This is a genomic window from Neobacillus sp. BP17, from assembly GCF_059579525.1.
Window position 1 is genome coordinate 370,185 of record NZ_CM184198.1, and the last position, 26,141, is coordinate 396,325.

Consider the following 26,141-nt stretch of genomic DNA (forward strand, 5'->3'; position numbering starts at 1 on the left):
ACTGGATATATGGACCTTCAAACTGCAGAAAAGAGAATTGCAGAAATAAGCAGCCTGCTAAACCACTATGGCTATGAATATTATGTGTTAGACAAACCTTCCGTACCAGATGCTGAATATGACCAATTAATGCAAGAGTTATTGGAGCTTGAGGAAAAGTTCCCACAATTAAAAACAGCTGATTCCCCGTCAGTACGGGTTGGCGGTGCCGTACTCGATTTGTTTGAAAAAGTCGAGCACCGTACCCCGATGCTTAGTCTCGGCAATGCCTTTAATGAACAAGACTTAAAGGATTTTGACCGCCGTACACGTCAAGCGGTCGGTGAGGATTCTTCCTATGTATGTGAGTTGAAAATAGACGGTCTTGCTGTCTCTTTACGGTATGAGGATGGGCTCTTTATCCAAGGTGCAACCCGTGGAGATGGGACCATTGGTGAAGATATCACGGCTAATATAAAAACGATTAAGTCTGTCCCGCTGCGTTTGCGTGAAAATGTGTCCATGGAAGTACGCGGGGAAGCCTTTATGCCAAAACGTTCGTTTGAGGCCTTGAATCAGGCGCGAGCAGAACGCGGTGAGGAGTTGTTTGCGAATCCAAGGAACGCAGCGGCAGGGTCGCTGAGACAACTGGATCCTAAAATAGCAGCATCTAGAAGGCTGGATGTCTTTTTATATGGAATCGGTAATATTAGTGAAAGCAGTGGAATCGATTCACATAGCGAAGGTCTAGATTACCTAGATCGTCTCGGGTTTAAAACCAATCAAGAGCGAAAAAAATGTGCTTCCATTGATGAAGTCATTGAATATGTAAACAGCTGGGTGGAGAAGCGTCCGCATCTTGCTTATGAAATAGACGGGATTGTTATTAAAGTAGATTCCTATGCCCATCAAACAGCACTCGGAACGACTGCAAAAAGCCCGCGTTGGGCAATTGCATATAAATTCCCTGCAGAAGAAGTGGTCACCACCCTTTTAAATATCGAGTTAAGTGTAGGCAGAACCGGTGTGATTACTCCAACGGCGATTCTTGAGCCTGTTAAAGTGGCAGGAACAACCGTTCAACGTGCCTCTCTGCATAACGAAGATTTAATCCGTGAAAAAGATATTAAACTAGGTGACAAAGTCGTTGTTAAAAAAGCAGGCGATATTATACCAGAGGTGGTCAATGTTTTGGCAGATCAGCGTACGGGCGAAGAAGTGGAATTCCACATGCCAACGCATTGTCCGGAGTGTGAAAGTGAACTGGTCCGTTTGGAAGGCGAAGTAGCCTTGCGTTGTATCAATCCTAAGTGCCCGGCACAACTTCGGGAAGGCTTAATTCATTTTGTTTCAAGAGTCGCTATGAACATCGATGGCCTTGGTGAAAAAGTAATTAGCCAGCTTTTTGCCGAAAAATTAGTTGAAGATGTTGCTGACATTTATAAACTGACCCGTGAACAGCTGTTAGCCCTTGAAAGAATGGGGGAGAAATCTGCAACGAATCTAATCAAAGCGATCGAAATTTCAAAAGCAAATTCACTAGAAAAACTTTTATTTGGATTAGGGATTCGTCATGTAGGGGCCAAAGCTGCAAAGACGCTCGCGCAGCAATTTGGTACAATGGACAAACTTGCACAGGCATCTAAAGATGATTTACTGGCCATTAATGAAATCGGTGATAAAATGGCGGATTCGATTGTTGCCTATTTTGAAAAAGAAGAAGCAGTCGAGTTAATCAACGAATTAGCCGCAGCCGGTGTCAATATGGAATATAAGGGTGCAAGGCCCGTTGCTGCGGATGAGTCTGATTCCATTTTTGCAGGTAAGACAGTGGTTCTCACTGGAAAGCTCGAACAATTATCCAGAAATGAAGCGAAGGATAAAATCGAAGCGCTTGGTGGAAATGTGGCTGGCAGTGTCAGCAAAAAGACACATCTGGTTATTGCAGGTGAGGATGCAGGATCTAAATTAACCAAAGCACAAGAACTAGGAATTGAAGTGTGGGACGAGGAGAAACTCCTAGCTGAATTAAATAAATAAGAGGTGTATCAACGTGAGAAAATTCTCATTGCTCGCTCTCTCCCTTGTCTTTTTTCTGAGTGCCTGTGCACCAAATTTTGAGAAGCAAAATGAAACGGTGCAAACAAAGGAGAAAGTGGAAGGGAAGGCAATTATTCCAAAATATAATATTTCAGACAGCTATTATCGGACAATATTGCCGTTTGAACCAGGGGAAGCGCGCGGATTGGTCGTAAATAATATAAATACAAGATATGACTTAAACGAGTTTGAAATGGGCCTCATGCGAATTGCCCAAAATTCGTTTGATACGGAAAAATATTTATTTCGAGAAGGACAGGAAATCAAGGAAGATGAAATACGACGTTGGTTAAACCGTAAATATACAAAAGCACAGTTAACAGACAAGAAAATTAAAGAGGCCAAAAATACCGGCCTAAACCCTGTTGACACAGGTAAAAAAGGTGAACCGAGCTCGCCGATTTATTTAGCTCATATATTAGAGCACGACTATTTAATAAAAAATGATAAAGGGAATGTAACGCTCGGTGGTGTTACGATTGGTCTTGCCTTAAATTCCGTTTATTATTATAAAAAAACAGCAGACGGGGATACCTTTGAGCAAAAAATTCCTCATTCAGAACTCGTCAGGGAAGGAAAGAAAATTGCAGCAGAAGTAGTAAAGCGCATGAGGAACATGAAAAACTTAAAGAATGTTCCGATTACGATTGCCCTGTTTGAACAGGCAAGCAAATCATCTGTTGTTCCTGGTAACTTCATTACTTATGCCACTATCGACGAAGGCAGTGCGACCTTAAACAGCTGGGAAAAGGTAAATGAAAAGTACTTTCTTTTTCCCTCCAACGAAGCAAAGAATGCACACCGTGATGACCTGACTGCATTTTTAAACTTTAAGCAGGATGTGGAAGAGTACTTTCCTAATTATAATGGCGTAATCGGAAGGGCCTTTTATATCGGAGATCAACTGCAGGATTTGAATATTAATATCCCGATTCAATTCTATGGAAAAACGGAAGGGATTGGCTTTGCTCAATATGTCACCGGACTTGTCATGGAACATTTTCCTAAGTATTTATCCGTTACGGTAAGTGTTACATCAGTAGACGGACCAGAAGCCTTGATTGTACGCAAGGCGAATGAAACCGAACCATTTGTCCATATTTATCAATAAGATCCGGCATTATGCTGGTTCTTTTTTTTATTTCCAAGCATGATAAAGAAACTAATCAAACGATTGATTAAATGTACATGGGGCCATGGTACAGCTGATTTTTTTAGCACCAACCCCAATAATTGAGGCACCAATTTCGATTCGCTGATTGAACATGGAAATTCGCTGATTAAACCTAAATATTCGCTGATTGAATACAGAAATTCGCCGATAGAACCTATTTCTCTACAATTTCAGAGTAATTAGAAGGAGATGTACATGGAAAAATAACAAAATTTGAGGAAAATCCACTGCCTTTTGTGCAAGGAAAGCCTTCTATTTTTAGAATTGACTATCAATTGCTACAAAGAAAAGAAACATGTTAGAATGAAAAGTGGATTGTAAACGTTTTTAATACATAGGAGGTTTAAGAAATGGTCCAACCTTACAAACACGAACCCTTTACAGATTTTACAATTGAGGAAAACCGCCAGGCCTATCTAAAAGGATTAGAAACAGTTGAAAGTTATTTAGGTCAGGATTACGATCTAGTTATTGGCGGAGAAAGAATTAAAACTGAAGATAAAATCGTTTCCTATAACCCTTCCAATACGCAAGAAATCATTGGCAGCGTGTCAAAAGCCAGCCAAGATCTAGCTGAAAAAGCGATGCAAGCAGCCGTTGAAGCATTTAAAACTTGGAAAAAAACAAAGGCAGAAGTTCGTGCTGATGTACTTTTTAAAGCAGCAACGATCATTCGCCGCCGCAAGCATGAGTTTTCTGCTCTTTTAACAAAAGAAGCAGGTAAGCCATGGAGAGAAGCTGATGCAGATACAGCAGAAGCGATTGACTTCCTTGAATATTATGGACGCCAAATGCTGGCCATTAAAGATGGTGTGCCAGTAAATAGCCGTCCAAACGAATTTAACCGTTACAATTATATTCCGCTAGGCGTGGGAATTATCATTTCACCTTGGAACTTCCCATTAGCGATTATGGCTGGTACGACTGTGGCAGCGATTGTAGCTGGGAACACGGTTCTATTAAAACCAGCTTCTACAACTCCAGTAGTTGCAGCGAAGTTTGTGGAAGTTATGGAAGAGGCGGGTCTTCCTAAGGGCGTCTTAAACTTTGTACCAGGCAGTGGTGCTGAAGTGGGCGATTATTTAGTTGACCACAAAGATACTCGCTTTATCAGCTTTACTGGTTCACGTGATGTTGGACTTCGCATTTTCGAACGTTCTTCAAAAGTGAACCCAGGTCAAGTATGGATGAAGCGTTTAATCGCTGAAATGGGCGGAAAAGATACGATTGTCGTTGACAGTGAGGCAGATCTTGAACTTGCAGCACAATCTATTGTTGCCGGTGCATTTGGCTTCTCAGGTCAAAAATGTTCAGCATGTTCACGGGCAGTCATCGTTGAGGATGTTTATGATACAGTCTTAAACCGCGTGGTTGAATTAACGAACCAATTAACGGTGGGTGACCCTGCAGAACAAGGAACATACATGGGTCCAGTAAACGACAATAATGCGTTCAAAAAAATCATGGAATACGTTGAAATCGGCAAGCAAGAAGGTAAGTTAATGGCTGGAGGCGAAGGAGATAATTCTAAGGGTTACTTCATCAAGCCAACTGTAATTGCTGACCTTGCTCCAGATGCGCGCATCATGCAGGAAGAAATCTTTGGTCCAGTTGTTGGATTTACAAAAGCGAAAGATTTCACTCATGCTATTGAAATTGCCAACAACACAGAGTATGGCTTAACGGGTGCGGTAATCACGACGAATCGTGAACACCTAGAACAAGCTCGTGAAGACTTCCATGTTGGTAATCTTTACTTCAACCGTTCTTGTACTGGAGCGATTGTTGGTTATCAGCCATTTGGCGGCTTTAATATGTCCGGAACTGACTCCAAAGCAGGCGGTCCTGACTACTTATTGCTTCATATGCAGGCAAAAACAACTTCTGAAATGTATTAATAATAAAAGTGAAACCCCTTCTCGAGAACGAGAAGGGGTTTGTTTTTACTTTGCCACATCTATCACAAACGGAACGGTAAATACTTTCCCATCCTGTTGAAACTGGCCCCACACCTTATAGATCCCCTTTTCAGGAAACACGGTCATAAAGGTGACCTTTGGACCGTTTCCTTCCGTTGTCATCGGATGGATGTGCAAATATTTTTCCACATCATCACTTATGGCAACGGCATGCCCCAAGGCGCCTAAATAAGGCTGTAAGTTTTTAATCGGTTGGCCGCTGGCAGCGTCACTTATTGTAAAATTCATGTGAACCGTCATTCCTGCCATCAAATGGTCAAAGGAAAGCGCCACTTTTTTTCCATCGACGACTTTGGTCAGCTTCTGATCCGGGACGAGGGGCTGCTCTTTTGTGGTCTTCCCCTCAATTTCGACCCAATGACTTTCTACGCTAGGGTCCCCTCCACCCTTAGGAGTAAATTCAGACAGAAGCATATAATCTCCGCCGGCAGGGAACTTTGTGGTAAAAGCAAATTCGCCTTTCCCCTTATAATTTGGATGGATGTGAGAAAAATAAGCTAAATCCTTACTAAAAATAAAGAGATGCATTTTTTTCTCATGAACCGTATCAAACGATTGAATTGGTTTATTTGATTCATCCTTAATGAACACTGAAATGGGTATTTCCTTGTTTGCGTTGGGATGATCCTCGATTTTCCATTCAGACTTTGTGGGAATGACATCAGTTGGAGTGGCACTCATTCCATGGTCCATCCCCGACGACTTCGGGACTCTAATCGGATTACAAGCAGATAAAAGTGCCATGTACAAAAGGGAAATAACGATTATGGACTTTTTCAGTTGGAATTCCTCCATTCATAAACAAACTTACTTTCTATAAAATACATTACCTAATTCAACCATTGCAAGAATTTTATGTAATTAGTAAGTTCCTTAGCATATAAATAATGATAAAATAGGAGTAGGCAAAAGGAAGTAAAGTATGGGGGATTATAGAATTGATTCCATTGTATCTATTTCACGTCACAACCGTCGAACACAGTGAAAGTTTACTGTGGACCTTTTTACTCTGTAATGTTTTTGTTGTTACAGCAGGGATTGTATTTATTTATAAATTATTTCGACAGAAGCCTGTTCGAGCCTCGGGAATAACGTTTGCAATTGCTTTAGCCATCAATTATATCCTAATTGCCATCTTTGGGGATATATTCGACCTGCTTGGATGAGGGAAAGAGGGGAGATGTTATCATTGAAATATTACCGTTTGTGGGTACTTGCCTTTCTATTGAAATTCATAGGATCTGCATGGGATGCTTCCTATCATTTTAGATATTTATTTGAGGAATACTCTATTCCCCATATTGTCAATACGATTGGATTTATCTTAGGGGCCTTTTTGTTATTACAAGAGTGGCGGAGTCCACACTTTATGGACCGATTTTCAAGGAATCTTATTACAATTGGATATGTTTTATTTCTAATTGGCATTCCCTTAGATTTTACGTACCATATTGCGTATGGAATTGATTTAACTACCTGGAGTCCGACTCATTTTATTTATTATATCGGAACGAGTATGATGATCATCAGCGTATGGCGCGGGTATTTTATCCATACGAGAGAAATTCAACCGTCATGGAAGTCCCTTCATACTTGGTTTGCGATGTATCTCCTTGAATGCTTAATGTTTCCGAATATGCAGCAGGAAAATGGTGCGATCTCCTATGATCAATACATTCATGGAAGGTCAATTGCTTCAAAAGAAATCCTTGAATTAATCTCAGACCCGGCCTCCCAGATTTTTGGCGGCATTCCAGAATGGGTATATCCGATCTATTCCATCCTAATGGTTGCTCTCCTAACGATTTTAATTATTCGCTTTTGCCGGGATTATACGATCCCAGTTATGGCGACAGCACTATATATCTTATTTCGATTTGTCGGAAAAGCCATTTTTTACTCCGTTGGTTACCCTACCTCCTATGTTCCAATCACGCTATTATTCATTCCATTAAGCTTCTTATTAATTAGAAAATACTCTCGATTAGCCGGGGTTGTGGGCAGCATCGCTTACTTTATCGCCCTGTATCTGATTCATATCTCAGGAATACTCATCACACCGCCGCTGGAATTATGGGAACTTGTTCCGGTCGCTGTCATTGGAGTACTGGTACCATCAATAAATTTATGGGTTAAACCATACCCTTTACAAAAAACAGAGAAAAAAGTTGTTTAACCAAAATAGCATACAATGTGTGCTATTTTTTTTTGTTTACAGCGAGATTTTGACAGTTATGTGAATTTATTCACAAGTTAAAGTTAGAATGTGACGTACTTCACAATTTTTATCAACACTAGCCTTTACAATGTAACTATAAAGAAAATCTTATAATATTTAAAAATATAGATTTAACATATAAGGAGCGATCCAAAAATGAAAAAACTAGTGATGATCGGGAACGGGATGGCAGGAGTTAGAACAATTGAGGAGATTCTAAAAGTATCTGCTGAACCCTTAGAGATCACAATTTTTGGCCAAGAGCCGTATCCAAACTATAATCGGATCAAACTATCAAATATCCTTCAAGGGGATATAAACTTTGAAGATATCATTATTAATCCAATAGATTGGTATAAAGAAAATAATATTCAATTATACACTGGCGAATCCATTGTTAGCATTGATGTGGACACAAAACGAGTAAATAGTCATCTTGGCCGGAAAGTCGAGTATGATGATTTGATCATTGCTACTGGCTCGAATTCTTTTATTCTGCCAATTGCAGGCGCAGACAAACAAGGTGTGACAGGGTTTCGTGATATCCATGATTGCGAAATGATGATCAAAGCAGCGCAGCAATATAAAAAGGCTGTCGTCATCGGCGGAGGACTACTCGGACTAGAAGCTGCAAGAGGCTTGCTGAACTTAGGAATGACCGTTGATGTAGTTCATCTAATGCCGCATCTAATGGAGCGCCAGTTGGACCCAGTTGCATCCTCACTACTTAAGGCGGAACTTGAAGGACAAGGCATGAATTTCTTAATGGAAAAGGAAACGGTGGAAATTCTCGGTGACGAGCGTGTTACTGGCCTCCGCTTTAAGGATGGCTCACAAGTGGAAGCAGACTTGGTTGTCATGGCGATTGGAATTAAGTCGAATACGGAAGTGGCAAAAAACAGCGGCATCTATGTAAATCGCGGCATTGTCGTCAATGACTTTATGGAAACGAGTGTCCCACATGTGTATGCAGTCGGAGAATGTGCGGAGCATCGGGAAATTGTTTATGGTTTGGTTGCGCCTTTATATGAACAAGGAAAAATCCTTGCCAGCCGCATTTGTGGTACCGAAACGAACCCATATGAAGGCTCTGTTACAGGTACTCAGTTAAAGGTAGCGGGCGTTGATCTTTTCTCTGCTGGAGAAATCTTTGAGGATGGTACAACCAAATCGATCATGATCTACAATGAGTACGAAGGTCTCTATAAACGAGTGCTTACTAGAAACAACTTGATTGTAGGGATCGTCCTATATGGTGACACAAAAGACAGTACTAGATTATATCGAATGCTGACTAAAAAAGAGGACATCAGCGGTGTATCAATATTCCATACCGAATGCACTGGTGAAGGCGGGACTGATGATGTGGCCTCTATGCCAAATGACGAATTGGTTTGTGGCTGTAACGGAGTCACAAAAGGTGCCATTGTTGAAGCGATTAAAACACAGGGATTAACTACTTTAGACCAAGTGAGCCATTGCACGAATGCCGGCCGTTCTTGCGGTCGCTGTAAGCCAATGGTTAGCAGTATTCTCGCATACACACTTGGAGATCAATTTGATGCAGCGGCAGCTCAAAAAACAAGTATCTGTGGCTGCACTACAATAAGCCGTGAAGAATTGTTGGCTGAAATCAAAGAAAAAGGCTTAACAAGTGTGAAGGAAGTCATGCACGTACTTGAGTGGAACAATGAGGAGGGCTGTACCAAATGCCGTCCTGCCATTAACTACTACTTAGGTATGATTCATATGGATGAATACAAAGATGATCGTGACTCTCGTCTCGTCAATGAAAAAATGCATGCTAACATCCAAAAAGATGGAACTTATTCTGTTGTCCCAAGGATGTATGGCGGGGTAACAACGGCAGCTGATTTGAAGAAAATTGCTGAGATTGCCGAAAAGTATGAAGTACCACTCGTGAAATTGACAGGCGGGCAGCGAATTGGCTTGTTCGGGGTGAAAAAAGAAGACCTGCCAGCCATGTGGGAAGAGTTGGACATGCCATCAGGTTATGCCTATGGTAAAACACTTCGTACGGTGAAAACGTGTGTTGGTGCACAATTCTGCCGCTATGGCACACAAGATTCGATGGCCCTTGGAATTGAATTAGAAAAGAAATTTGAGCGCCTTGATACCCCGCATAAAGTTAAAATGGGCGTATCTGCCTGTCCGCGAAACTGCTCCGAAGCAGGCATTAAAGACATTGGTTTTGTCGGTATTGACGGCGGCTGGGAGATTTATGTGGCAGGTAACGGCGGCGTCGACCTCCGTGCAGGTGACCTGTTATGTACGGTGAAAACACAGGACGAAGTGATGGAAATGACAGGTGCTTATATTCAATATTACCGTGAAACGGCCAATTACTTGGAGCGTACGTCAAAATGGGTAGAACGTGTTGGTTTAGAACATGTCAGAGAAGTGCTCGCTAACGAAGAAACGCGAAGGGCTTTAAACGAGCGCATGGATAAAACATTGAAAAAATATATTGAGCCTTGGAATGAAGCGATTCAAAGTGAGGAAATCCAAGATAAATATTATGCACAACATACAATCAAGGTGGGGGAGTGATTCATTATGCTTCAAACAATTACTCGGATTCCAGTAGCAAACTATTCAAATTTAAAAGTTCGGTCAGGCTATACACTTAAAATCGATGAAACCAATATTGCGCTTTTTAAAGTAACGAGCGGAGAAGTATATGCGATTGAAAATCGCAGTCCACATCCGAAAGGCGGCGTTCTTTCAGAAGGGCTTATTAGCGGCGAATATGTATATTGCCCCGTGTATGATTGGAAAATTTCTTTAAAAGATGGTAAAGTACAGGCACCGGATGAAGGTCAAGTGCGGACATTTAAGGTAGAATTAGAGGACGATATCGTGTTTATTGTCAGATAAGAAGGAAATGGGAAGGATTGCTGCAGGATGAAGACAGGAAAAGTATTTTTAGTAGGAGCAGGGCCAGGGGACGTACGTTTAATCACTTTAAAAGGCATGGAGGCCATTAAACAAGCAGAGGTCATATTATATGATCGGCTTGCCAATCCAAAATTGTTGGAATATGCTCCAGCCGATTGCGAACTGATTTACTGCGGAAAATTACCGAATCGCCATATTATCCGCCAAGGAAATATCAATGAACTATTGGTGGAGAAGGCGCTGGAAGGAAAGCGGGTGGTCCGCTTAAAAGGCGGAGACCCTGGTGTGTTTGGCAGAGTGGGCGAAGAAGCAGCTGCCCTGGCCCAACATGAGATTCCTTTTGAAATCATTCCTGGTATTACATCGGGGATTGCTGCCCCTCTTTATGCAGGCATTCCTGTTACCCACCGTGAATATGCGGAATCATTTGCAGTCGTCACTGCCCATGATAAATCGAAAGAGGGAAAACCAGTGCTCGACTGGGAAGGACTGGCCCGTGGTGTCGATACGATCGCATTTTATATGGGCGTCGGCAACTTACCATTTATTTGCGAAAATCTCATCACGTACGGGAAACCATCGTCGACCCCTGTTATTTTGATTCAATGGGGTACATTTGGCCGGCAAAAAACATTGCAAGGGACGCTGGCTGATATTTCTGAAAAGGTCGTAGAGGCTAAGTTTAGTAATCCGTCGATTATTCTGGTAGGTGAAGTCATATCCCTCCGTGAAAAAATCAGTTGGTTTGAAAAATTGCCCCTGTATGGCAGGCAAATTCTGCTGGCCCGTACAAGTGAGGGCTCTAGTGAATTAGCAAAAGCATTAATGGATGGTGGAGCTGATGTAATAGAGTTTCCAAAATGGAAAAAAACCGTGCTGCCGGTTGATTTAACCAAGGTGGCTTCTTACGAAAAAATTCTCTTCACTTCTCCAGAAAGTGTCGATGAATTTTTTACTGCGGTAGTCAATCATGGAGTTGATATCCGAACCATTCGTGCGGACTTCTATGGAGCTTCTCTTAAATCGAAAAATGCACTTAAGAAGCATGGCTTTATAGCCGCCCATGCAGAGGAGATGCAAGAATCCAGCTCATTGCTTATTGTCGGAGATGATAGCATTTTGAAAAAAAAGACGGATGCGAGAGACGTCATGGTGACTAGCAAAAAAGAGCTAGATGAGCAGTTTTTGCCTCTTTTTAAAAGAATGTTAGATGAAGCAGAGTTGAATACGATGATATTCCCGAGCAGTGCCTCGGTTGAATTGTTTATAAACGCGTTACGAGAGTGTGATTTGAAAGCCTTTGAACTATTGAAAGGGCTGCAGGTGGTCAGTATGGGAAGACAAACGGAAAAAGCCGTTGTCAGTTCAGGCCTTCCTTCACACGGCATGCCGGCATTCGCAACGAAGGAAGCTTTGGTTGAATATTTAGCCGAACGACCTGTTGGGGAAGTGTAAATGGTGAAAACAGGCTATCCAGTGATCTTAAGATTAGAAGGGAAAAGCGTAGTGGTGGCAGGAGGCGGGAAAGTAGCCGAACGGAAAGTGGTTGGCCTGCTAGGAACAGGTGCTGAAGTGGTTGTTATCAGCCCGGATGCAACAGATGAAATCCAAAGGCTTAGTCATGAGGGAAGAATCATATGGAAACAAAAGACCTTCTCGGCCAGTGACATTGCCAATGCCTTCCTAATTTTTGCGGCAACAAATAGTCGGGAGATCAATCAGTCGATTCAGGAGTCAGCAGGTACCCATCAATTGGTAACTATTGCTGATGATCCAGCTGGCTCCAATTTTCATGTCCCCGCACACGTTCAACGAGGGTCTTTGAGCATTGCTATCTCAACAGGCGGGGCGAGTCCAACCCTGGCGAGCCAAATTCGAGACCAGCTCGAGCAGCAGTTTGATGCTTCCTATGAGGGCTATCTTGACTTTCTCGCCTCGAAACGAAAATGGATTTTGAAGGAAGTAGCTAATCCATCTTTGAAGAGAGAGCTCTTAAAATCTATAGTGAGCCCGGAGTTCTTAACTAGTGTTCATCGGGAAGAGGATTTTATCCGATTATATGAAGCATGTTGTAAAGAAACGCATAATAGCAATTAAAAGAATGTCTGCGGACGTTCTTTTTTTTTATAGGCTTTTATCCTTTTGGTACAAGCCTTAGGTAGTTTTTACCTATTTTTATAAAAATTATCAGAAAAGTAGTTCCATTTTTGAAAGTTGTGTTATATAATACAAAACGTAGATTGTTTCTGTATTATAACAAAGAGGTGATGTAGTTCATGTCGACGCAAACAACAGGTATTGAAGTGGTAGGGGCAATGAAAGCCCAGTACGAAGAGATTTTAACAGCTGAGGCATTAAATTTTATTGAAGAGTTGGAGCGAAAGTTTGGCGGACGAAGAGTTGAACTGTTACAGTACAGGCAAAAACGCCAAGCGGAAATAAATAATGGAACATTGCCTGATTTCCTCCCGGAAACGAAGCATATACGAAACGGGGACTGGACGATTGCTCCTTTGCCTGATGATCTCCAAGATCGCCGGGTAGAAATTACCGGACCGACCGAACGGAAAATGGTAATCAACGCTTTGAACTCCGGCGCAAAAGTATTTATGGCCGATTGTGAGGACGCTACTTCACCAACCTGGGAAAACATCGTCGAAGGACAAATCAACTTAAGAGATGCAGTAAATCGGACGATATCTTTTGAAAATGCCAATGGCAAGAAGTATGAACTAAAGGGCGAGACAGCCGTACTGTTTGTGAGACCACGCGGCCTTCATTTAGAAGAAAAACATATTTTGCTAGATAGCAAGCCCATTTCAGGAAGTTTCTTCGATTTTGGCATGTACTTTTTCCATAATGTGAACCAACTGCTTGCGAGGGGAACAGGTCCGTATTTTTACCTGCCAAAGCTGGAAAGTCACTTGGAAGCAAAGCTCTGGAATGATGTATTTGTTTTTGCACAAGAGAAACTGGGGATTCCGAATGGAACCATTAAAGCAACAGTATTACTAGAAACCATCATGGGTGCCTTTGAGATGAATGAGATTTTATTTGAGCTAAAAGACCACTCCGCAGGCTTGAATTGCGGAAGATGGGATTATATTTTCAGTTACCTGAAAAAACTGCGTCAACACAAGGATATTATTTTACCCGATCGCTCACAGGTAACGATGACCGTCCCGTTTATGCGTTCGTATTCGTTACTAACGATTCAAACCTGTCACCGCCGCAATGCACCAGCAATTGGCGGGATGGCTGCCCAAATTCCAATTCGCAATAACCCGGCTGCTAATGAAGAAGCCTTTGCTAAGGTTCGTGCTGATAAAGAGCGCGAAGCCCGTGACGGTCATGATGGTACATGGGTTGCGCATCCAGGCCTGGTCCCAGTTGCTCTGGAGGTATTTAACCGCGAAATGCCGATGGCCAACCAAATCCATACGAGTAAACAACAGAAGATTACCGTGACCGCTCAAGATTTGCTTGAGTCACCAGGCGGGACGATTACAGAAGAGGGAGTTCGTTTGAACATCAATGTCGGGATTCAATATGTAGCTTCGTGGCTTAGAGGCAATGGTGCAGCCCCGATTCACAACTTGATGGAGGATGCCGCAACCGCTGAGATTTCAAGGGCCCAGCTGTGGCAGTGGATTCGCCACGCCAAAGGGATTCTGAACGACGGACGGAAAGTCACAGTGGAAATGTATGAGAAATATAAACTGGAGGAATTAGAAAAAATTAAACAGGAAATGGGTGAACCGGCATTTGAGGCCGGCCGATTCGACGAAGCTGTTGAATTGTTTGATCGGTTGATTCTGAATGAGGAGTTTGCTGAATTTTTAACTTTGTCTGGGTATAAGCTTATCTAGTTTTAAAAATATACTTAATAGATTAATAGGGGGAATATGAAAATGACAAATTCAAGAGCTGCGCAATTACAAGAAAGCTGGGAAATGGATAGCCGGTGGAAAGGGATTACGAGGCCTTACACTGCTGAGGATGTTATCAAACTCAGAGGGTCGATTGATATTGAGCACACATTGGCTCGAAAAGGGTCCGAAAAGCTTTGGAAGCTATTAAATGAGGAAGACTATGTAAATGCCCTAGGTGCGTTAACCGGTAATCAAGCGGTTCAGCAAGTAAAAGCTGGGCTAAAAGCCATCTACTTAAGCGGCTGGCAGGTAGCTGCTGATGCCAATCTCTCTGGACACATGTACCCTGACCAAAGCTTATACCCAGCCAACAGTGTACCAAATGTGGTCAAAAAAATTAACCAGGCCTTGCAGCGTGCAGATCAAATCCACCATGCAGAAGGCGATCACTCAGTCGATTGGTTCGCCCCGATTGTCGCTGATGCAGAAGCAGGTTTTGGGGGCCAATTAAACTGTTTCGAGTTAATGAAAGGCATGATTGAAGCAGGTGCATCAGGCGTCCATTTTGAAGACCAGCTTTCTTCTGAGAAAAAATGTGGTCACTTAGGCGGTAAGGTATTGCTGCCAACACAAACAGCGGTTCGCAACCTGATTGCCGCTCGTCTCGCTGCTGATGTTATGGGGGTTCCGACCGTACTCGTTGCCCGGACAGACGCTAACGCAGCCGACTTAATCACCAGTGATATTGATATGAATGATGCTCCGTTTATTACGGGTGAACGTACAGGCGAAGGTTTTTTCCGCGTGAAAGCGGGGATTGACCAAGCGATCTCCCGTGGGCTGGCTTATGCGCCATATGCAGATCTTGTTTGGTGCGAAACGTCAGAGCCGAATCTTGAGGAAGCAAGACAATTTGCAGAAGCCATTCATGAACAGTTCCCAGGTAAGCTGCTGGCATATAACTGTTCACCATCCTTCAACTGGAAAAAGAAACTCGATCAAGAAACAATTGCAAAATTCCAAGTCGAGCTTGGTAAAATGGGCTACAAGTTCCAGTTCGTTACTCTTGCCGGCTTCCATGCTCTAAACCACGGCATGTTTGAGTTGGCCCGCGGTTATAAAGAGCGCGGCATGGCAGCATACTCCGAATTGCAGCAAGCTGAATTTGACAGCGAAAAATACGGCTACACGGCCACACGTCACCAACGTGAGGTAGGTACAGGATACTTTGACCAAGTTTCCATGGTTATTACAGGCGGGACTTCATCAACAACCGCATTAAAAGGCTCAACGGAAGCCGAACAGTTTACGGGCAAAAACTAAGAGTCGATCCTTCTCTCCTTTTTGGGGGGGAAGGATTTTTTGCTGGGTTCACTTTAGCGGGGATGGATGAGCTTACTGTCGGATAAGGAGTGGTTACTAGCGGATGGGGTCGGTTTACTGTCGGATAAGGTGGGTTTACTGTCGGATAAGCCAAGTTTACTGTCGGATGGGTTCGGTTTACTGTCGGATAAGCCAAGTTTACTAGCGGATGGGGTGGGTTTACTGTCGGATAAGCCAAGTTTACTCTCGAATAGACTAATTCGCCTGCCTCGAACCCCCCCTTTTTGGTATGGAACGTTTTTTAGGGTATCATCATAGTTAATAATAGTATTTATATGGAGTTGATTTATTTGAAAAAGCCAACCGTTGACGAGGTTTTACAGCAGGGAATCTATGGACCGCTACAAACAAAACCAGATGAGCGGCGGAAATTCTTAGGTACACTCCGAGAGCGGATTGTCTTAGCTCTGACAAAAAGCCAAGTAGCAGAAGCAAACGTATATCCCCAAGTTGAGAAGCAGATGAAGGAAAAACCGCAGTCCCGCCTTTTCTTAAATGGAAATATGAGCTATGAAACCCTTTCGAAATACGTAAAGCTAGCCACAAAATATAAAGTTGAACATACTCTGGTGACCAATAAAGACCACGACTCGGAAATCGGCTTAGTATTAGCCATGGACCACGCGATTGATAAGGAAGATATATATATTACTAACAAGGAACCAAAAATAATCAAGGATGAAGGTAAAAAGAGCAAGGGATTCTTTTCAAAATTATTTAACCGCTGAAACGATGGTCCTCATGTGGTAGTCATGGGGACCAAAAGCCACGTCCTAGAGAACAAACTATTTTTATCACTTCACTTTTTTCACTCAACTGCCACATCCACCGCAGCCTGCAGCTCAATCTCCACATTCCCCTGAATCGCGCGGCTGATCATGCAGGATGTCTCCGCCTTTTTGGCGAGCCTCACAGCCATCTCGACATCTTTCTTCGCTGCACCTGATTTCAGGACAAGATACGGACGATGAATAATCTTTTTGTAGGTAAAAACCCCCTTGGTAACATCGACGATGCCCTCCGACTCCATTGTTAGGCTTTCCTTCATTAAACTGCTCCGTTCCAGCATCGCAGCAAGGGTGATAATATAGCAGGTCGCGGCAGCCCCCAGCAGCATCTCATCTGGATTTGTGCCAATACCAGGTCCATCCATTTCTGGCGGTATGGAAATCTTTGTGACCAAATTCCCTGCCTCAATCTCTCCAACATCGTTCCGTAAACCTGGCCAGTTCGCCTTTAAGTGAAATATATGCTCTGCCATTCTAAATTCCTCCAATTCCAGTTTTGACCCCACGACGCATAAAAAATATGGTAAGGTTATTTTTGATATGTAATAAATGGAGCAGTGATGAATGAAAATTATTTATAAAATGACCCTTTTCCTAATTCTTTGTTTATATTTAGCGATTCTTTCGAAATTAATTTTGTTTAAATACATACCGTTATCTGAGATTATAAATCATTTCAACTTTACTTATGATGAATATCATTGGCGGTCGAATAATTTCGTCCCTTTTAAAACGATTAATTTTTACCTTTTCTTAGCGGACATCAATTTAATTATTCGGATTGAAAACCTGGCAGGGAATATCATTGGTTTTATGCCGTTTGGATTTATCCTACCATTGCTGGCGAAGAGGTTTCAAAAACTTAGCGCCGTCATGCTTGCCACCTTCGGCTTAAGTCTGGCATTTGAACTCCTGCAGCTGATATTTGAATTCGGCAGCTTTGATGTAGACGATTTAATATTAAATACACTAGGTGGAATCCTAGGGCTTTTTCCAATTAAACTTGTTCTTCTGTTCAGCCGCTTTAAAAAGAAGAATATGACCGAAAATATCAATTAAAAAACCACTGATGAATCCTTAAAACGATTCACCCGTGGTTTTTTCTTCACCCGTAACAGGAATGCTGTCTGCTAACAGTTGAATATTTTTGGTTACCTTTGTGCTATAGGTGAAATCACCATAACAGTACGGGTAGCGGAAATTATTTTTATTGCCGCCACATGTATAAATGGTCGGCTTTTCTTTTACCTGCTGGAGAGAAAATTCCTTCGCTAACGTCTCACTATGCTTCCCTCCATGCTGGGCTACAAAGTCAATGTAGCCAATTCCCATGTTATAGGACTGGATAATGGCCTGGAAATCTACTTTTTTCTTATTCCCATAACTGAGGACGCGCTGAAAATGTTTCACACCAACCTGAATACTTTTTTGCGGATCTGTTATTGTATTTCTTGCCAACCCTGCCGATTCGGACGCCTGCATAGGGTCCCCGCCTTTGCCGCGGCTTTCCTGCTGCATTAGAGCGACAACAACTGTTGTATGATTTTCGAGATGATATTTCGCTAATTCATCATGTATGAGGGGTTGATATTTTTTTACATCAGCAAATGGATCGTTATTCACTATATCAAGGGAGCCTTGTTGTTGAAAATAATTTTGGAACCAAGCTAACGCGCAAAAAAGGATGAACAGCACAAAAAAGGTTTTGAATTTCTTTCGTTTACGTTTTTTCATTCAGAAGCCCTCCCACATGACCATTATAAGGGAAGTTGCCAAGAAAGTCTGTGATAAACTTTTTAGAAAAAATTTGCATTATTAAGAGAAAAATAGACTGAAATTTCAAGAATTATGAACAAAAATTCATTCCCTTGCCCATACTGATGAAGGAATCATTGCGGTGAAGCGGAAAAGTTTGGTATCATCATTAGTATTGATATGACAAGATTGAAGGGATAGGGGGTTATACTATGTCACGAATTTCAAAGGATCAGGTAAAGCATGTAGCCAATCTGGCACGATTGGCCATAACCGAAGAAGAAACAGACATGTTTACGAAGCAACTGGATGCGATTATTACCTTTGCTGAGCAGTTAAATGAATTGGACACGGAAAATGTGGAGCCTACATACCATGTGCTGGATATGAAAAATGTCTTGCGTGAAGATAAATCCAAACCTGGATTATCACGTGAAGAGGTACTAAAAAATGCACCTCTGCATCAGGACGGACAAATTAAAGTACCATCGATTATGGGGAAGGAGGATTAAAAGGTGAGTTTATTTGATTATAAAGTTTCAGATCTACATGAACTTTTTACAAAGAAGGAACTAAAAGTTTCCGATCTTGTCGATGAATCCTATAAGAGAATTGGACAAGTTGAAGATAAAGTTCAGGCGTTTTTAACATTAGATGAAGAGCGGGCACGTCTATCAGCGAAAGCATTAGATGAGAAAATCAATAGTGAGGCTGCCAAAGGTTTGCTATTTGGGATGCCGATTGGCTTAAAAGATAACTTAGTTACAAAGGGACTTCGGACAACTTGTGCGAGTAAAATCCTTGAAAACTTTGATCCGATTTATGATGCGACCGTTGTTCAGAAACTGCAACAAGCAGAAACAGTAACGATTGGGAAGTTAAATATGGATGAGTTTGCCATGGGGTCTTCCAACGAAAATTCCCATTACCAAACGACACGTAATCCATGGAATCTTGAGACAGTTCCAGGCGGCTCTTCAGGCGGTTCAGCGGCAGCTGTAGCAGCAGGAGAGGTCCTATTTTCGCTTGGTTCTGATACGGGCGGTTCGATCCGTCAGCCAGCTTCTTTTTGTGGTGTCGTAGGATTGAAACCAACCTATGGACGTGTTTCCCGGTTTGGTCTCGTTGCCTTTGCTTCATCCCTTGATCAAATTGGACCAATTACTAGAACTGTGGAGGACAATGCCTACCTGCTTCAAGCCATTTCCGGCCTTGATCCGATGGATTCGACCTCTGCAAATGTGGATGTACCAAACTTTGCGAGTGGTTTAACTGGTGATGTGAAGGGCCTCAAAATTGCTGTACCAAAAGAGTATCTTGGTGAAGGTGTCAGCGAATCAGTAAAACAGTCCGTCTTAAATGCCTTAAAAGTACTCGAGGGTCTTGGTGCAACATGGGAAGAGGTTTCCTTGCCGCACTCGAAGTATGCACTGGCTGCTTACTATTTGCTGTCTTCCTCAGAAGCATCAGCCAACCTTGCTCGTTTCGACGGAGTCCGTTACGGCTACCGCTCAAAGGATGCTGAAACATTAATCGATTTATATAAAAAATCCCGTGCAGAAGGCTTTGGTGATGAAGTAAAACGCCGGATTATGCTTGGTACATTTGCATTAAGCTCAGGGTACTATGATGCTTATTACAAAAAAGCACAGCAGGTACGGACATTGATCAAGCAAGACTTTGAAAATATCTTTGCAAAATATGATGTGATCGTCGGACCTACGACACCAACACCTGCTTTTAAAATTGGTGAAAATATTGAAGACCCATTAACGATGTACATTAATGATATTTTAACCATTCCTCTTAATCTTGCAGGCTTACCGGGAATATCAGTTCCATGCGGCTTTGATGGCGGGTTACCGCTAGGATTACAAATCATCGGCAAGTATTTTGATGAAACAACGATTTATCGTACAGCACATGCATTTGAACAGGCAACAGACTTTCATAAAGAAAAGCCGGAATTATAGGGGGTGAAGAAAATGGAATTTGAAACAGTGATTGGACTTGAGGTCCATGTAGAGTTAAAAACAGAATCTAAGATTTTCTCGGCGAGCCCAAATCATTTTGGGGCTGAACCGAATACAAATACAAGCGTGATCGACCTTGGCTACCCTGGTGTATTACCAGTCCTTAATAAAAAAGCCGTAGAGTTCGGGATCAAAGCAGCGATGGCGATTAATTGCGAGGTTGCTACTCATACGAAGTTTGACCGGAAGAACTACTTTTATCCGGACAATCCTAAAGCCTATCAGATTTCCCAATTTGATAAGCCAATTGGGGAACATGGCTATATTGATATCGAGGTAAATGGCTATACCAAACGAATTGGCATTACGCGCATCCACTTGGAAGAAGATGCCGGGAAGCTGAACCATGGCAAAGGATATTCACTATGTGATTACAACCGTCAGGGCACTCCGCTTGTAGAGATTGTTTCCGAACCGGATATCCGCACACCTGATGAAGCTTATGCGTATCTTGAAAAATTAAAATCGATTATTCAATATACAGGTGTTTCCGATTGTAAAATGGAAGAGGGTTCACTCCGCTGTGATGCGAATATTTCGATTCGTCCCGTGGGACAAAAAGAATTCGGAACGAAAACAGAACTGAAAAACCTTAACTCCTTCAATTTTGTCCGCAAAGGTCTTGAATTTGAAGAGAAGCGTCAACGAGAAGTAGTTTCTGCAGGTGGGACGATCGAGCAGGAAACACGCCGTTTTGATGAAGCAACGGGGGCTACTCTGTTGATGAGGGTTAAAGAAGGTTCGGATGATTATCGTTACTTCCCTGAGCCGGATTTAATGGATTTGTACATTGATGAGGACTGGAAAGCCCGCATTCGTGCGGAAATTCCAGAGCTGCCGGATCAACGTCAAAAGCGTTATATAGACGAACTTGGACTTCCTGTTTACGACGCAAAAGTGCTGACCGTTACAAAAGAAATGGCCGACTTCTTTGAAGCGACGGTTAATGGCGGAGCGGATGCAAAGCTTGCTTCGAACTGGATCATGGGAGATGTTTCTGCCTACTTGAACGCGGAGCAAAAGGAACTTCACCAAGTAGCTTTAACTCCAGAAGGTCTAGCAAGCATGATTAAGTTGATCGAGAACGGAACAATTTCTTCGAAAATTGCTAAAACTGTTTTTAAAGAATTAATTGAAAACGGCGGCGATGCAGAGCAAATTGTGAAGGACAAAGGCCTTGTCCAGATTTCCGATGAAGGCACCCTTCTTAAAGTTATTTCAGAGGTGCTGGATGCGAATCCGCAATCCATTGAAGACTTTAAGAATGGGAAAAATAAAGCTGTTGGCTTCTTAGTAGGTCAGTTAATGAAAGCAACGAAGGGTCAGGCCAACCCACAAATTGTTAATAAGTTATTACAGCAAGAACTACAAAAGCGTTAATTCGAAAGCTGGCAGAATGCAATCTGCCAGTTTTTTTATGTAGAGCGGAATTCGACATTCTTTTCTCGATTTCCCGGGAAAAAGCCTATATGTTAAAAGGGTTTATCCTGTATCTAATCAAACGTTTGGTTAGTTTAGAATGTTACTAATCAAACGTTTGATTAACTTTGCTATTAACCCCGGTATAATGGGGTTTTTTCAAAATAAACGCTGAAAAGTTTGTAGAATGATAGAAATTAAAAAGAAATCATCGCACCGCGCTCATCAAAAATGGCTGTAGGGTTCCAAGCAACTTCCCAGAGGTTATTTTCGGGGTCAGCGAAATAGGCTATTCGTCCGCCCCAGAAGACATCACTTGGCTCCCGCAGTATTTTTGCCCCTGCTGAGCGAATGGTTTCTATCGTTGCATCAACTTGTTCCTGCTGATCTACGTTAATGGAAAAGGTCACACCATGAAAGCTCTCAGGAGATCGTGTAAATTCAATGCCGGCATCCTTTGCTAACTCGGCAATCGGGTATAACGAAAGCAGGACGCCCGCCGTTTTAAATACAGCAAATTGGTCCGAGCTTATTTCCGTTTCCTCCCATCCCAACGTTTGATAAAATTTCCTAAGTACAGGCAAATCATATGCGCCGATTGTAAGCAAACTAACTCTTTGTGGAACCATGAATAAATCCCTCCATAAAAAAGATTATTTATCTAATTTTCTCCCAATGACTCAAAATATCCTTCAAAATCAGCGTTTAGGAGATAGTTTAAAGCAACGAATAAATGGTAAGATTTTAGGAAAGAGAATATCTAAAAAGGTGAGGTACACGGATGACGATTTATATTGCACTGCTGAGAGGTATTAATGTCGGCAAGAATAATCGGATCAAAATGGCTGATTTAAAAATTCTATTAGATACACTTGGTTTAGAAAAAGTAAAAACATATATTCAAAGTGGCAATGTTTTGTTTGAAGCACGTGACGATTCCGCTCGACTTAGTCAGCGATTAGAGGAGGAAATAAGTAAGAAGTTTGGTTTTCCGGTCCCTGTTATTTTAAGAACAGCTGAGGAATATGAGCAAATTATCCGTGATTGTCCCTACTCTATGGAATCATTGAAAGAAGGAGAGAGTATCCAACTTGCTTTTTTGGCAGACGAGCCTTCCCAAGAGAAAATAGATAATTTACGAAGTTTCAAAAGTGAACCGGACGAATGTTTTATTAACGGAAGGGAAGTTTATCTGTACCTAAGGCAGAGTATTCTAGATTCAAAACTAGCAGCGCAGCTCCCAAAACTACAGGTTCCGGCGACAGTGCGTAACTGGAAAACCGTCATCAAACTATCATCTATGATAGAAAAATAAATACGCTCGGATCAATGGGATCCGAGCGTATTATTATTTTTCGCTTTTTAACAAGCGAACACTTTCCGTAAATTCCTTTTCAATCTCATCATTTTTTCGATACGTCAGTAAACTCACAATGTAAGCGACAATAAGGTTGAAAACAAAGCCAGGGACAATTTCATAAAGCGTGTCACCAAGGCCGACATTCTTCCAAATGATAACGGTAAGCGCTCCGACGATCATCCCGAAAAGGGCACCCCAATTCGTGATCTTTTTCCAGAATAAACTTAGCAAGATCACTGGTCCGAAGGAAGCACCAAAGCCTGCCCATGCATATGCGACAAGATCTAAAATAGTGCTATTTTGCTTGAATGCTAGTGCCGCAGCAATGACTGAAACGAGAAGGACGGCCATTCTTCCTAAGAAGACCAGTTGCTTGTCTTTTGCATTTTTGTTCATGACCATTTTGTATAAATCTTCTACCAGTGCACTGGAAGTGACGATTAATTGGGAAGAAATCGTACTCATAATCGCTGCAAGAATGGCAGCTAAAGCAAATCCTGCGAATAGAGGGTGGAATAAAATTTGGCTTAATTCAATGAAAACTGCTTCTGGATTCTTTAAGACATGCTCAGGATTATTATGGAAAAAGGCAATACCAATAAATCCTGTAAAGATCGTACCAATAAGCGAGATAATCATCCAGCCCATTCCAATCCGGCGGGCGCTTTTTGTTTCTTTAATTGTTTTGATTGCCATAAAGCGGACAATGATGTGAGGCTGTCCAAAATAGCCAAGCCCCCAGGCCATTGCTGAAATAATGCCTAAAAAGGTTGTCCCTTTTAATAAATCAAGTTTTGTTGGGTCTATCGCGCGAATCGTTTCCATCGTTTCAGCAGGGCCTCCTGTGTGGAAGATACCAATTGCTGGAACAAGAGCAAGGGCGATCAACATCATTAAACCTTGAATAAAGTCTGTATAGCTTACCGCCAAGAATCCACCAAATAAGGTGTAGGCAACCGTAACACCGCCAACAATAAGAAGTCCGGTATGGTAGCTTGTCCCAAATGAACTTTCAAAAAAGACAGCTCCAGAAACCATTCCTGATGAAACATAGAAAGTAAAGAAAATAAGAATAACAATACCTGAAACAATACGGAGTAGTTTTGTGTTGTCTTTAAAACGGTTCTCTAGGTAGCTTGGAATCGTGATTGAATCATTGGCCACTTGTGTGTAAGAACGCAAGCGAGGTGCCACCAATAGCCAGTTAAGATAAGCTCCAATTGTTAAGCCAACGGCAATCCACGCATCTGCTAAACCGGTTACATAAATTCCACCGGGTAATCCCATTAGAAGCCATCCGCTCATATCAGCTGCCCCTGCACTTAAAGCAGTTACAGCGGGTCCTAAAGACCGCCCCCCAAGCATGTAGTCTGTAAGATTGCTAGTCTTTCGATAAGAGTACCAACCGATAAAAAGCATAGCGGCAATATAGATTCCAATCGAAAGTAGTTGTAGTGATTCATTAGACATAGGTTTCCTCCTTGATTGTCTTATCGTAGAAAATATTTATAATAATATTTCCTATATATAAAATATTCTATCAACTATAAATTTCTATTACTAGTGTAAAAATATAGTTTTTTTGAAATAGGAAAAAATGCTTGTAGTATAACAATGGTGTTTTCCATAAGCAGTTCTATTGTAACAAGTTCTTAAAACGACTATCATAGGAGAAAATGAGAGAGGTGCAGAAAAAATGGATTTAAACCAATGGTTTCAAAAAGGATTGACTGTTGATGGGTACATAAATGCTATGACTACCAATAAAGAGGAAATGCTTACGATCTATGAGGGCTTCACCTTAACGGAAGAGGATAAGAATCGGCTCGAGGCATTAAGGCCGCAAAACTTACGTGCGATTGTTCTATCAGAAGATTGGTGCGGCGATGCGATGCTGAATAACCCCATTTTGCTGAAAATAGCTGAAGCGGCTGGGATAGAAGTTCGTTTTGTGCTCCGCGACTCGAATTTGGAGTTAATGGACCAATACTTAACCAATGGCACGTCGAGAGCCATTCCTATTTTTATTTTTATTAATGAAGAAGGAAATGAGGTTGGTGTCTGGGGGCCAAGAGCACCTGAGTTGCAGGCTTTCGTAATGGAAAAGCGTGCTGCCTTGCCAGAAAAGGACGCAGAGGATTTTCAAGCGAAACAAACAGAATTGTTTAAGAGCCTTAGAGCAACCTATCAAAGAGATGCCTCCATTTGGCAAACCGTTGCCAATAGTATCCTGGCGACACTTTTAAAATAAAAAAGAGGATCCCCTGGTCATTGTATCTTGACTCGAGGGGATCTTTTTAATTACATTTTAAAGCCGCCGCCCTTTGGCGGGATGCGGTCATTGATCAAATTTTTATCATTTATTTTGGGCTCGATGCCCAAAATAAAATTGCGGATGTTGGAGCGATGCAAATAAATCAAGAATAGCGAGAAAAATATAAAGATAAGTTCCATTTCGATCTTAGAAGATACTAAAGAATAGATGAGAAGACTAATGCCAACCGTAATGGAGCCAAAGAATACATACTTAGTTATAAAGATAACTAAAAAGAAAGCAACATACGCGATGATCAGGAGATAGACATTGGCGATTAACAAAGCCCCGGCGGTGGTTGCGATTGCCTTTCCTCCTTTGAAGCCTGCAAAAATTGGAAAGCAATGACCAACAACAGCTGTTAGACCAAAATAAAGGGGATTTGCGTCTAAGTTAAAGTACATGGGCAGTGATGCTGCCAAAGCCCCTTTTGCAATATCAATAATCAGGACGAAAATGGCAGATTTCTTACCAAGAACCCTTAGGGTATTGGTGGCCCCTGGATTTTTACTGCCATGTTCGCGGATATCCACTCCAAAGATCAACTTGCCCACAATCAAAGCTGTGGGAACGCTTCCGATTAAATAGGAAGCCAAAAGCAACAACCACAACATATGCATCATTCCCTTGGCTATTATTTTAGTAAAATTGCATTATTAATAGATTTTATCATATATCAGTGGTAGTATTTTGTTGAATTCTCAGTTTCTGTAAAGAAAAGGGAGCATTTGAGAGATGGTATAGATTTATTTCGGCCAAGTTGCTAATACTTATGCAAGTTCTTGAGCAGATATTCCGGTGGCCTTAATGGGCCGTCTAGTTCTTCTATTGAGATGAAATACCTTTAA

Annotated in this window: 25 protein-coding genes; 19 read left to right on the forward strand and 6 right to left on the reverse strand. The window is 41.9% G+C overall.

Annotated features, from left to right (window positions below; translation table 11 throughout):
* Positions 1 to 9: 9 nt before the first annotated feature.
* The 3 genes from ligA (at position 10) to pruA (ending at position 5,151) form a co-directional block, all read left to right on the forward strand.
* Positions 10 to 2,019 (forward strand): NAD-dependent DNA ligase LigA, encoded by a 2,010-nt coding sequence (ligA, locus tag AC4QJR_RS01860; protein WP_098571107.1) that lies wholly within the window; start codon positions 10 to 12, stop codon positions 2,017 to 2,019.
* 13 nt (positions 2,020 to 2,032) lie between these two features.
* Positions 2,033 to 3,190, forward strand: coding sequence for a CamS family sex pheromone protein (locus AC4QJR_RS01865; protein ID WP_496525083.1), 1,158 nt, complete (start codon positions 2,033 to 2,035; stop codon positions 3,188 to 3,190).
* A gap of 413 nt (positions 3,191 to 3,603) precedes the next feature.
* Positions 3,604 to 5,151: an L-glutamate gamma-semialdehyde dehydrogenase gene (pruA, locus tag AC4QJR_RS01870; RefSeq protein WP_375377304.1), complete on the forward strand. Its 1,548-nt coding sequence runs from the start codon at positions 3,604 to 3,606 to the stop codon at positions 5,149 to 5,151.
* Between the two features lie 45 nt (positions 5,152 to 5,196).
* Here the strand turns inward: pruA and AC4QJR_RS01875 are convergent, their stop codons facing one another.
* The gene (locus AC4QJR_RS01875) at positions 5,197 to 6,027 is read right to left on the reverse strand and encodes a DUF8832 domain-containing protein (RefSeq protein WP_257148364.1); all 831 of its coding nucleotides are present in this window, start codon (positions 6,025 to 6,027) and stop codon (positions 5,197 to 5,199) included.
* Between the two features lie 143 nt (positions 6,028 to 6,170).
* Here AC4QJR_RS01875 and AC4QJR_RS01880 point away from each other — a divergent pair, with 143 nt between their 5' ends.
* The 10 genes from AC4QJR_RS01880 to AC4QJR_RS01925 all read left to right on the forward strand — a co-directional run bounded on the left by AC4QJR_RS01880 (position 6,171) and on the right by AC4QJR_RS01925 (position 16,352).
* Positions 6,171 to 6,398, forward strand: a complete 228-nt coding sequence (locus tag AC4QJR_RS01880; RefSeq protein WP_098571072.1) for a hypothetical protein — start codon at positions 6,171 to 6,173, stop codon at positions 6,396 to 6,398.
* A 23-nt stretch (positions 6,399 to 6,421) separates the two neighbouring features.
* Positions 6,422 to 7,408, forward strand: coding sequence for a hypothetical protein (locus AC4QJR_RS01885; RefSeq protein ID WP_496525084.1), 987 nt, complete (start codon positions 6,422 to 6,424; stop codon positions 7,406 to 7,408).
* Between the two features lie 198 nt (positions 7,409 to 7,606).
* The gene (nirB, locus tag AC4QJR_RS01890; protein ID WP_496525085.1) at positions 7,607 to 10,021 is read left to right on the forward strand and encodes a nitrite reductase large subunit NirB; all 2,415 of its coding nucleotides are present in this window, start codon (positions 7,607 to 7,609) and stop codon (positions 10,019 to 10,021) included.
* A 6-nt stretch (positions 10,022 to 10,027) separates the two neighbouring features.
* Positions 10,028 to 10,348: a nitrite reductase small subunit NirD gene (gene nirD / locus AC4QJR_RS01895; RefSeq protein ID WP_251463345.1), complete on the forward strand. Its 321-nt coding sequence runs from the start codon at positions 10,028 to 10,030 to the stop codon at positions 10,346 to 10,348.
* 27 nt (positions 10,349 to 10,375) lie between these two features.
* Positions 10,376 to 11,824 (forward strand): uroporphyrinogen-III C-methyltransferase, encoded by a 1,449-nt coding sequence (gene cobA / locus AC4QJR_RS01900; RefSeq protein ID WP_496525086.1) that lies wholly within the window; start codon positions 10,376 to 10,378, stop codon positions 11,822 to 11,824.
* Positions 11,825 to 12,466: a precorrin-2 dehydrogenase/sirohydrochlorin ferrochelatase family protein gene (locus tag AC4QJR_RS01905; protein ID WP_251463344.1), complete on the forward strand. Its 642-nt coding sequence runs from the start codon at positions 11,825 to 11,827 to the stop codon at positions 12,464 to 12,466.
* A 179-nt stretch (positions 12,467 to 12,645) separates the two neighbouring features.
* Positions 12,646 to 14,238: a malate synthase A gene (gene aceB, locus AC4QJR_RS01910; protein WP_496525087.1), complete on the forward strand. Its 1,593-nt coding sequence runs from the start codon at positions 12,646 to 12,648 to the stop codon at positions 14,236 to 14,238.
* A gap of 42 nt (positions 14,239 to 14,280) precedes the next feature.
* Entirely contained in the window at positions 14,281 to 15,564 is a 1,284-nt protein-coding gene (gene aceA / locus AC4QJR_RS01915) for an isocitrate lyase (RefSeq protein WP_098571066.1), read from the forward strand.
* Positions 15,565 to 15,630: 66 nt separating this feature from the next.
* Positions 15,631 to 15,882: a hypothetical protein gene (locus tag AC4QJR_RS01920; RefSeq protein ID WP_496525088.1), complete on the forward strand. Its 252-nt coding sequence runs from the start codon at positions 15,631 to 15,633 to the stop codon at positions 15,880 to 15,882.
* A 32-nt stretch (positions 15,883 to 15,914) separates the two neighbouring features.
* Positions 15,915 to 16,352, forward strand: coding sequence for a YueI family protein (locus tag AC4QJR_RS01925; RefSeq protein WP_496525089.1), 438 nt, complete (start codon positions 15,915 to 15,917; stop codon positions 16,350 to 16,352).
* Positions 16,353 to 16,432: 80 nt separating this feature from the next.
* On the opposite strand, the gene AC4QJR_RS01930 is transcribed toward AC4QJR_RS01925, so the two are convergent.
* Entirely contained in the window at positions 16,433 to 16,885 is a 453-nt protein-coding gene (locus tag AC4QJR_RS01930) for an OsmC family protein (RefSeq protein ID WP_098571064.1), read from the reverse strand.
* A 91-nt stretch (positions 16,886 to 16,976) separates the two neighbouring features.
* On the opposite strand from AC4QJR_RS01930, the gene AC4QJR_RS01935 reads away from it, so the two are divergent.
* Entirely contained in the window at positions 16,977 to 17,471 is a 495-nt protein-coding gene (locus tag AC4QJR_RS01935; RefSeq protein ID WP_251463341.1) for a VanZ family protein, read from the forward strand.
* Between the two features lie 18 nt (positions 17,472 to 17,489).
* Here AC4QJR_RS01935 and AC4QJR_RS01940 read toward each other — a convergent pair whose 3' ends face one another.
* A complete protein-coding gene (locus AC4QJR_RS01940) occupies positions 17,490 to 18,146 on the reverse strand; it encodes a lysozyme family protein (protein WP_098571062.1) in 657 nt (218 codons plus the stop codon).
* A 233-nt stretch (positions 18,147 to 18,379) separates the two neighbouring features.
* On the opposite strand from AC4QJR_RS01940, the gene gatC reads away from it, so the two are divergent.
* The 3 genes from gatC to gatB are packed head-to-tail and all read left to right on the forward strand — an operon-like array spanning position 18,380 to position 21,580.
* Complete coding sequence (gatC, locus tag AC4QJR_RS01945; RefSeq protein WP_026564693.1) at positions 18,380 to 18,679, forward strand: Asp-tRNA(Asn)/Glu-tRNA(Gln) amidotransferase subunit GatC; 300 nt, start codon at positions 18,380 to 18,382, stop codon at positions 18,677 to 18,679.
* Positions 18,680 to 18,682: 3 nt separating this feature from the next.
* Positions 18,683 to 20,140 (forward strand): Asp-tRNA(Asn)/Glu-tRNA(Gln) amidotransferase subunit GatA, encoded by a 1,458-nt coding sequence (gene gatA / locus AC4QJR_RS01950; RefSeq protein ID WP_496525090.1) that lies wholly within the window; start codon positions 18,683 to 18,685, stop codon positions 20,138 to 20,140.
* 12 nt (positions 20,141 to 20,152) lie between these two features.
* Positions 20,153 to 21,580, forward strand: coding sequence for an Asp-tRNA(Asn)/Glu-tRNA(Gln) amidotransferase subunit GatB (gene gatB / locus AC4QJR_RS01955; RefSeq protein WP_496525091.1), 1,428 nt, complete (start codon positions 20,153 to 20,155; stop codon positions 21,578 to 21,580).
* A 236-nt stretch (positions 21,581 to 21,816) separates the two neighbouring features.
* On the opposite strand, the gene AC4QJR_RS01960 is transcribed toward gatB, so the two are convergent.
* Positions 21,817 to 22,248, reverse strand: a complete 432-nt coding sequence (locus tag AC4QJR_RS01960) for a VOC family protein (RefSeq protein ID WP_496525092.1) — start codon at positions 22,246 to 22,248, stop codon at positions 21,817 to 21,819.
* 152 nt (positions 22,249 to 22,400) lie between these two features.
* On the opposite strand from AC4QJR_RS01960, the gene AC4QJR_RS01965 reads away from it, so the two are divergent.
* Positions 22,401 to 22,934, forward strand: coding sequence for a DUF1697 domain-containing protein (locus AC4QJR_RS01965; RefSeq protein WP_496525093.1), 534 nt, complete (start codon positions 22,401 to 22,403; stop codon positions 22,932 to 22,934).
* 33 nt (positions 22,935 to 22,967) lie between these two features.
* Here the strand turns inward: AC4QJR_RS01965 and putP are convergent, their stop codons facing one another.
* On the reverse strand, positions 22,968 to 24,449 hold the full coding sequence (putP, locus tag AC4QJR_RS01970) for a sodium/proline symporter PutP (protein WP_496525094.1): 1,482 nt from the start codon (positions 24,447 to 24,449) through the stop codon (positions 22,968 to 22,970).
* A gap of 226 nt (positions 24,450 to 24,675) precedes the next feature.
* On the opposite strand from putP, the gene AC4QJR_RS01975 reads away from it, so the two are divergent.
* Positions 24,676 to 25,230, forward strand: coding sequence for a thioredoxin family protein (locus AC4QJR_RS01975; protein WP_098571057.1), 555 nt, complete (start codon positions 24,676 to 24,678; stop codon positions 25,228 to 25,230).
* A gap of 50 nt (positions 25,231 to 25,280) precedes the next feature.
* On the opposite strand, the gene plsY is transcribed toward AC4QJR_RS01975, so the two are convergent.
* Positions 25,281 to 25,907, reverse strand: coding sequence for a glycerol-3-phosphate 1-O-acyltransferase PlsY (gene plsY / locus AC4QJR_RS01980; protein ID WP_375377289.1), 627 nt, complete (start codon positions 25,905 to 25,907; stop codon positions 25,281 to 25,283).
* Between the last annotated feature and the right edge of the window lie 234 nt (positions 25,908 to 26,141).

Excerpts from the sequence above, each read along its gene's own strand:
- putP (WP_496525094.1), bottom strand. The coding sequence starts at position 24,449 with ATGTCTAATGAATCACTACAACTACTTTCGATTGGAATCTATATTGCC.
- AC4QJR_RS01975 (WP_098571057.1), top strand. The coding sequence starts at position 24,676 with ATGGATTTAAACCAATGGTTTCAAAAAGGATTGACTGTTGATGGGTAC.
- gatB (WP_496525091.1), top strand. The coding sequence starts at position 20,153 with ATGGAATTTGAAACAGTGATTGGACTTGAGGTCCATGTAGAGTTAAAA.
- AC4QJR_RS01920 (WP_496525088.1), top strand. The coding sequence starts at position 15,631 with ATGAGCTTACTGTCGGATAAGGAGTGGTTACTAGCGGATGGGGTCGGT.
- AC4QJR_RS01935 (WP_251463341.1), top strand. The coding sequence starts at position 16,977 with ATGAAAATTATTTATAAAATGACCCTTTTCCTAATTCTTTGTTTATAT.
- AC4QJR_RS01905 (WP_251463344.1), top strand. The coding sequence starts at position 11,825 with ATGGTGAAAACAGGCTATCCAGTGATCTTAAGATTAGAAGGGAAAAGC.
- plsY (WP_375377289.1), bottom strand. The coding sequence starts at position 25,907 with ATGTTGTGGTTGTTGCTTTTGGCTTCCTATTTAATCGGAAGCGTTCCC.
- AC4QJR_RS01875 (WP_257148364.1), bottom strand. The coding sequence starts at position 6,027 with ATGGAGGAATTCCAACTGAAAAAGTCCATAATCGTTATTTCCCTTTTG.
- AC4QJR_RS01930 (WP_098571064.1), bottom strand. The coding sequence starts at position 16,885 with ATGGCAGAGCATATATTTCACTTAAAGGCGAACTGGCCAGGTTTACGG.
- gatC (WP_026564693.1), top strand. The coding sequence starts at position 18,380 with ATGTCACGAATTTCAAAGGATCAGGTAAAGCATGTAGCCAATCTGGCA.
- AC4QJR_RS01940 (WP_098571062.1), bottom strand. The coding sequence starts at position 18,146 with ATGAAAAAACGTAAACGAAAGAAATTCAAAACCTTTTTTGTGCTGTTC.
- nirB (WP_496525085.1), top strand. The coding sequence starts at position 7,607 with ATGAAAAAACTAGTGATGATCGGGAACGGGATGGCAGGAGTTAGAACA.
- aceB (WP_496525087.1), top strand. The coding sequence starts at position 12,646 with ATGTCGACGCAAACAACAGGTATTGAAGTGGTAGGGGCAATGAAAGCC.
- ligA (WP_098571107.1), top strand. The coding sequence starts at position 10 with ATGGACCTTCAAACTGCAGAAAAGAGAATTGCAGAAATAAGCAGCCTG.
- cobA (WP_496525086.1), top strand. The coding sequence starts at position 10,376 with ATGAAGACAGGAAAAGTATTTTTAGTAGGAGCAGGGCCAGGGGACGTA.
- nirD (WP_251463345.1), top strand. The coding sequence starts at position 10,028 with ATGCTTCAAACAATTACTCGGATTCCAGTAGCAAACTATTCAAATTTA.
- pruA (WP_375377304.1), top strand. The coding sequence starts at position 3,604 with ATGGTCCAACCTTACAAACACGAACCCTTTACAGATTTTACAATTGAG.
- AC4QJR_RS01960 (WP_496525092.1), bottom strand. The coding sequence starts at position 22,248 with ATGGTTCCACAAAGAGTTAGTTTGCTTACAATCGGCGCATATGATTTG.
- AC4QJR_RS01965 (WP_496525093.1), top strand. The coding sequence starts at position 22,401 with ATGACGATTTATATTGCACTGCTGAGAGGTATTAATGTCGGCAAGAAT.
- aceA (WP_098571066.1), top strand. The coding sequence starts at position 14,281 with ATGACAAATTCAAGAGCTGCGCAATTACAAGAAAGCTGGGAAATGGAT.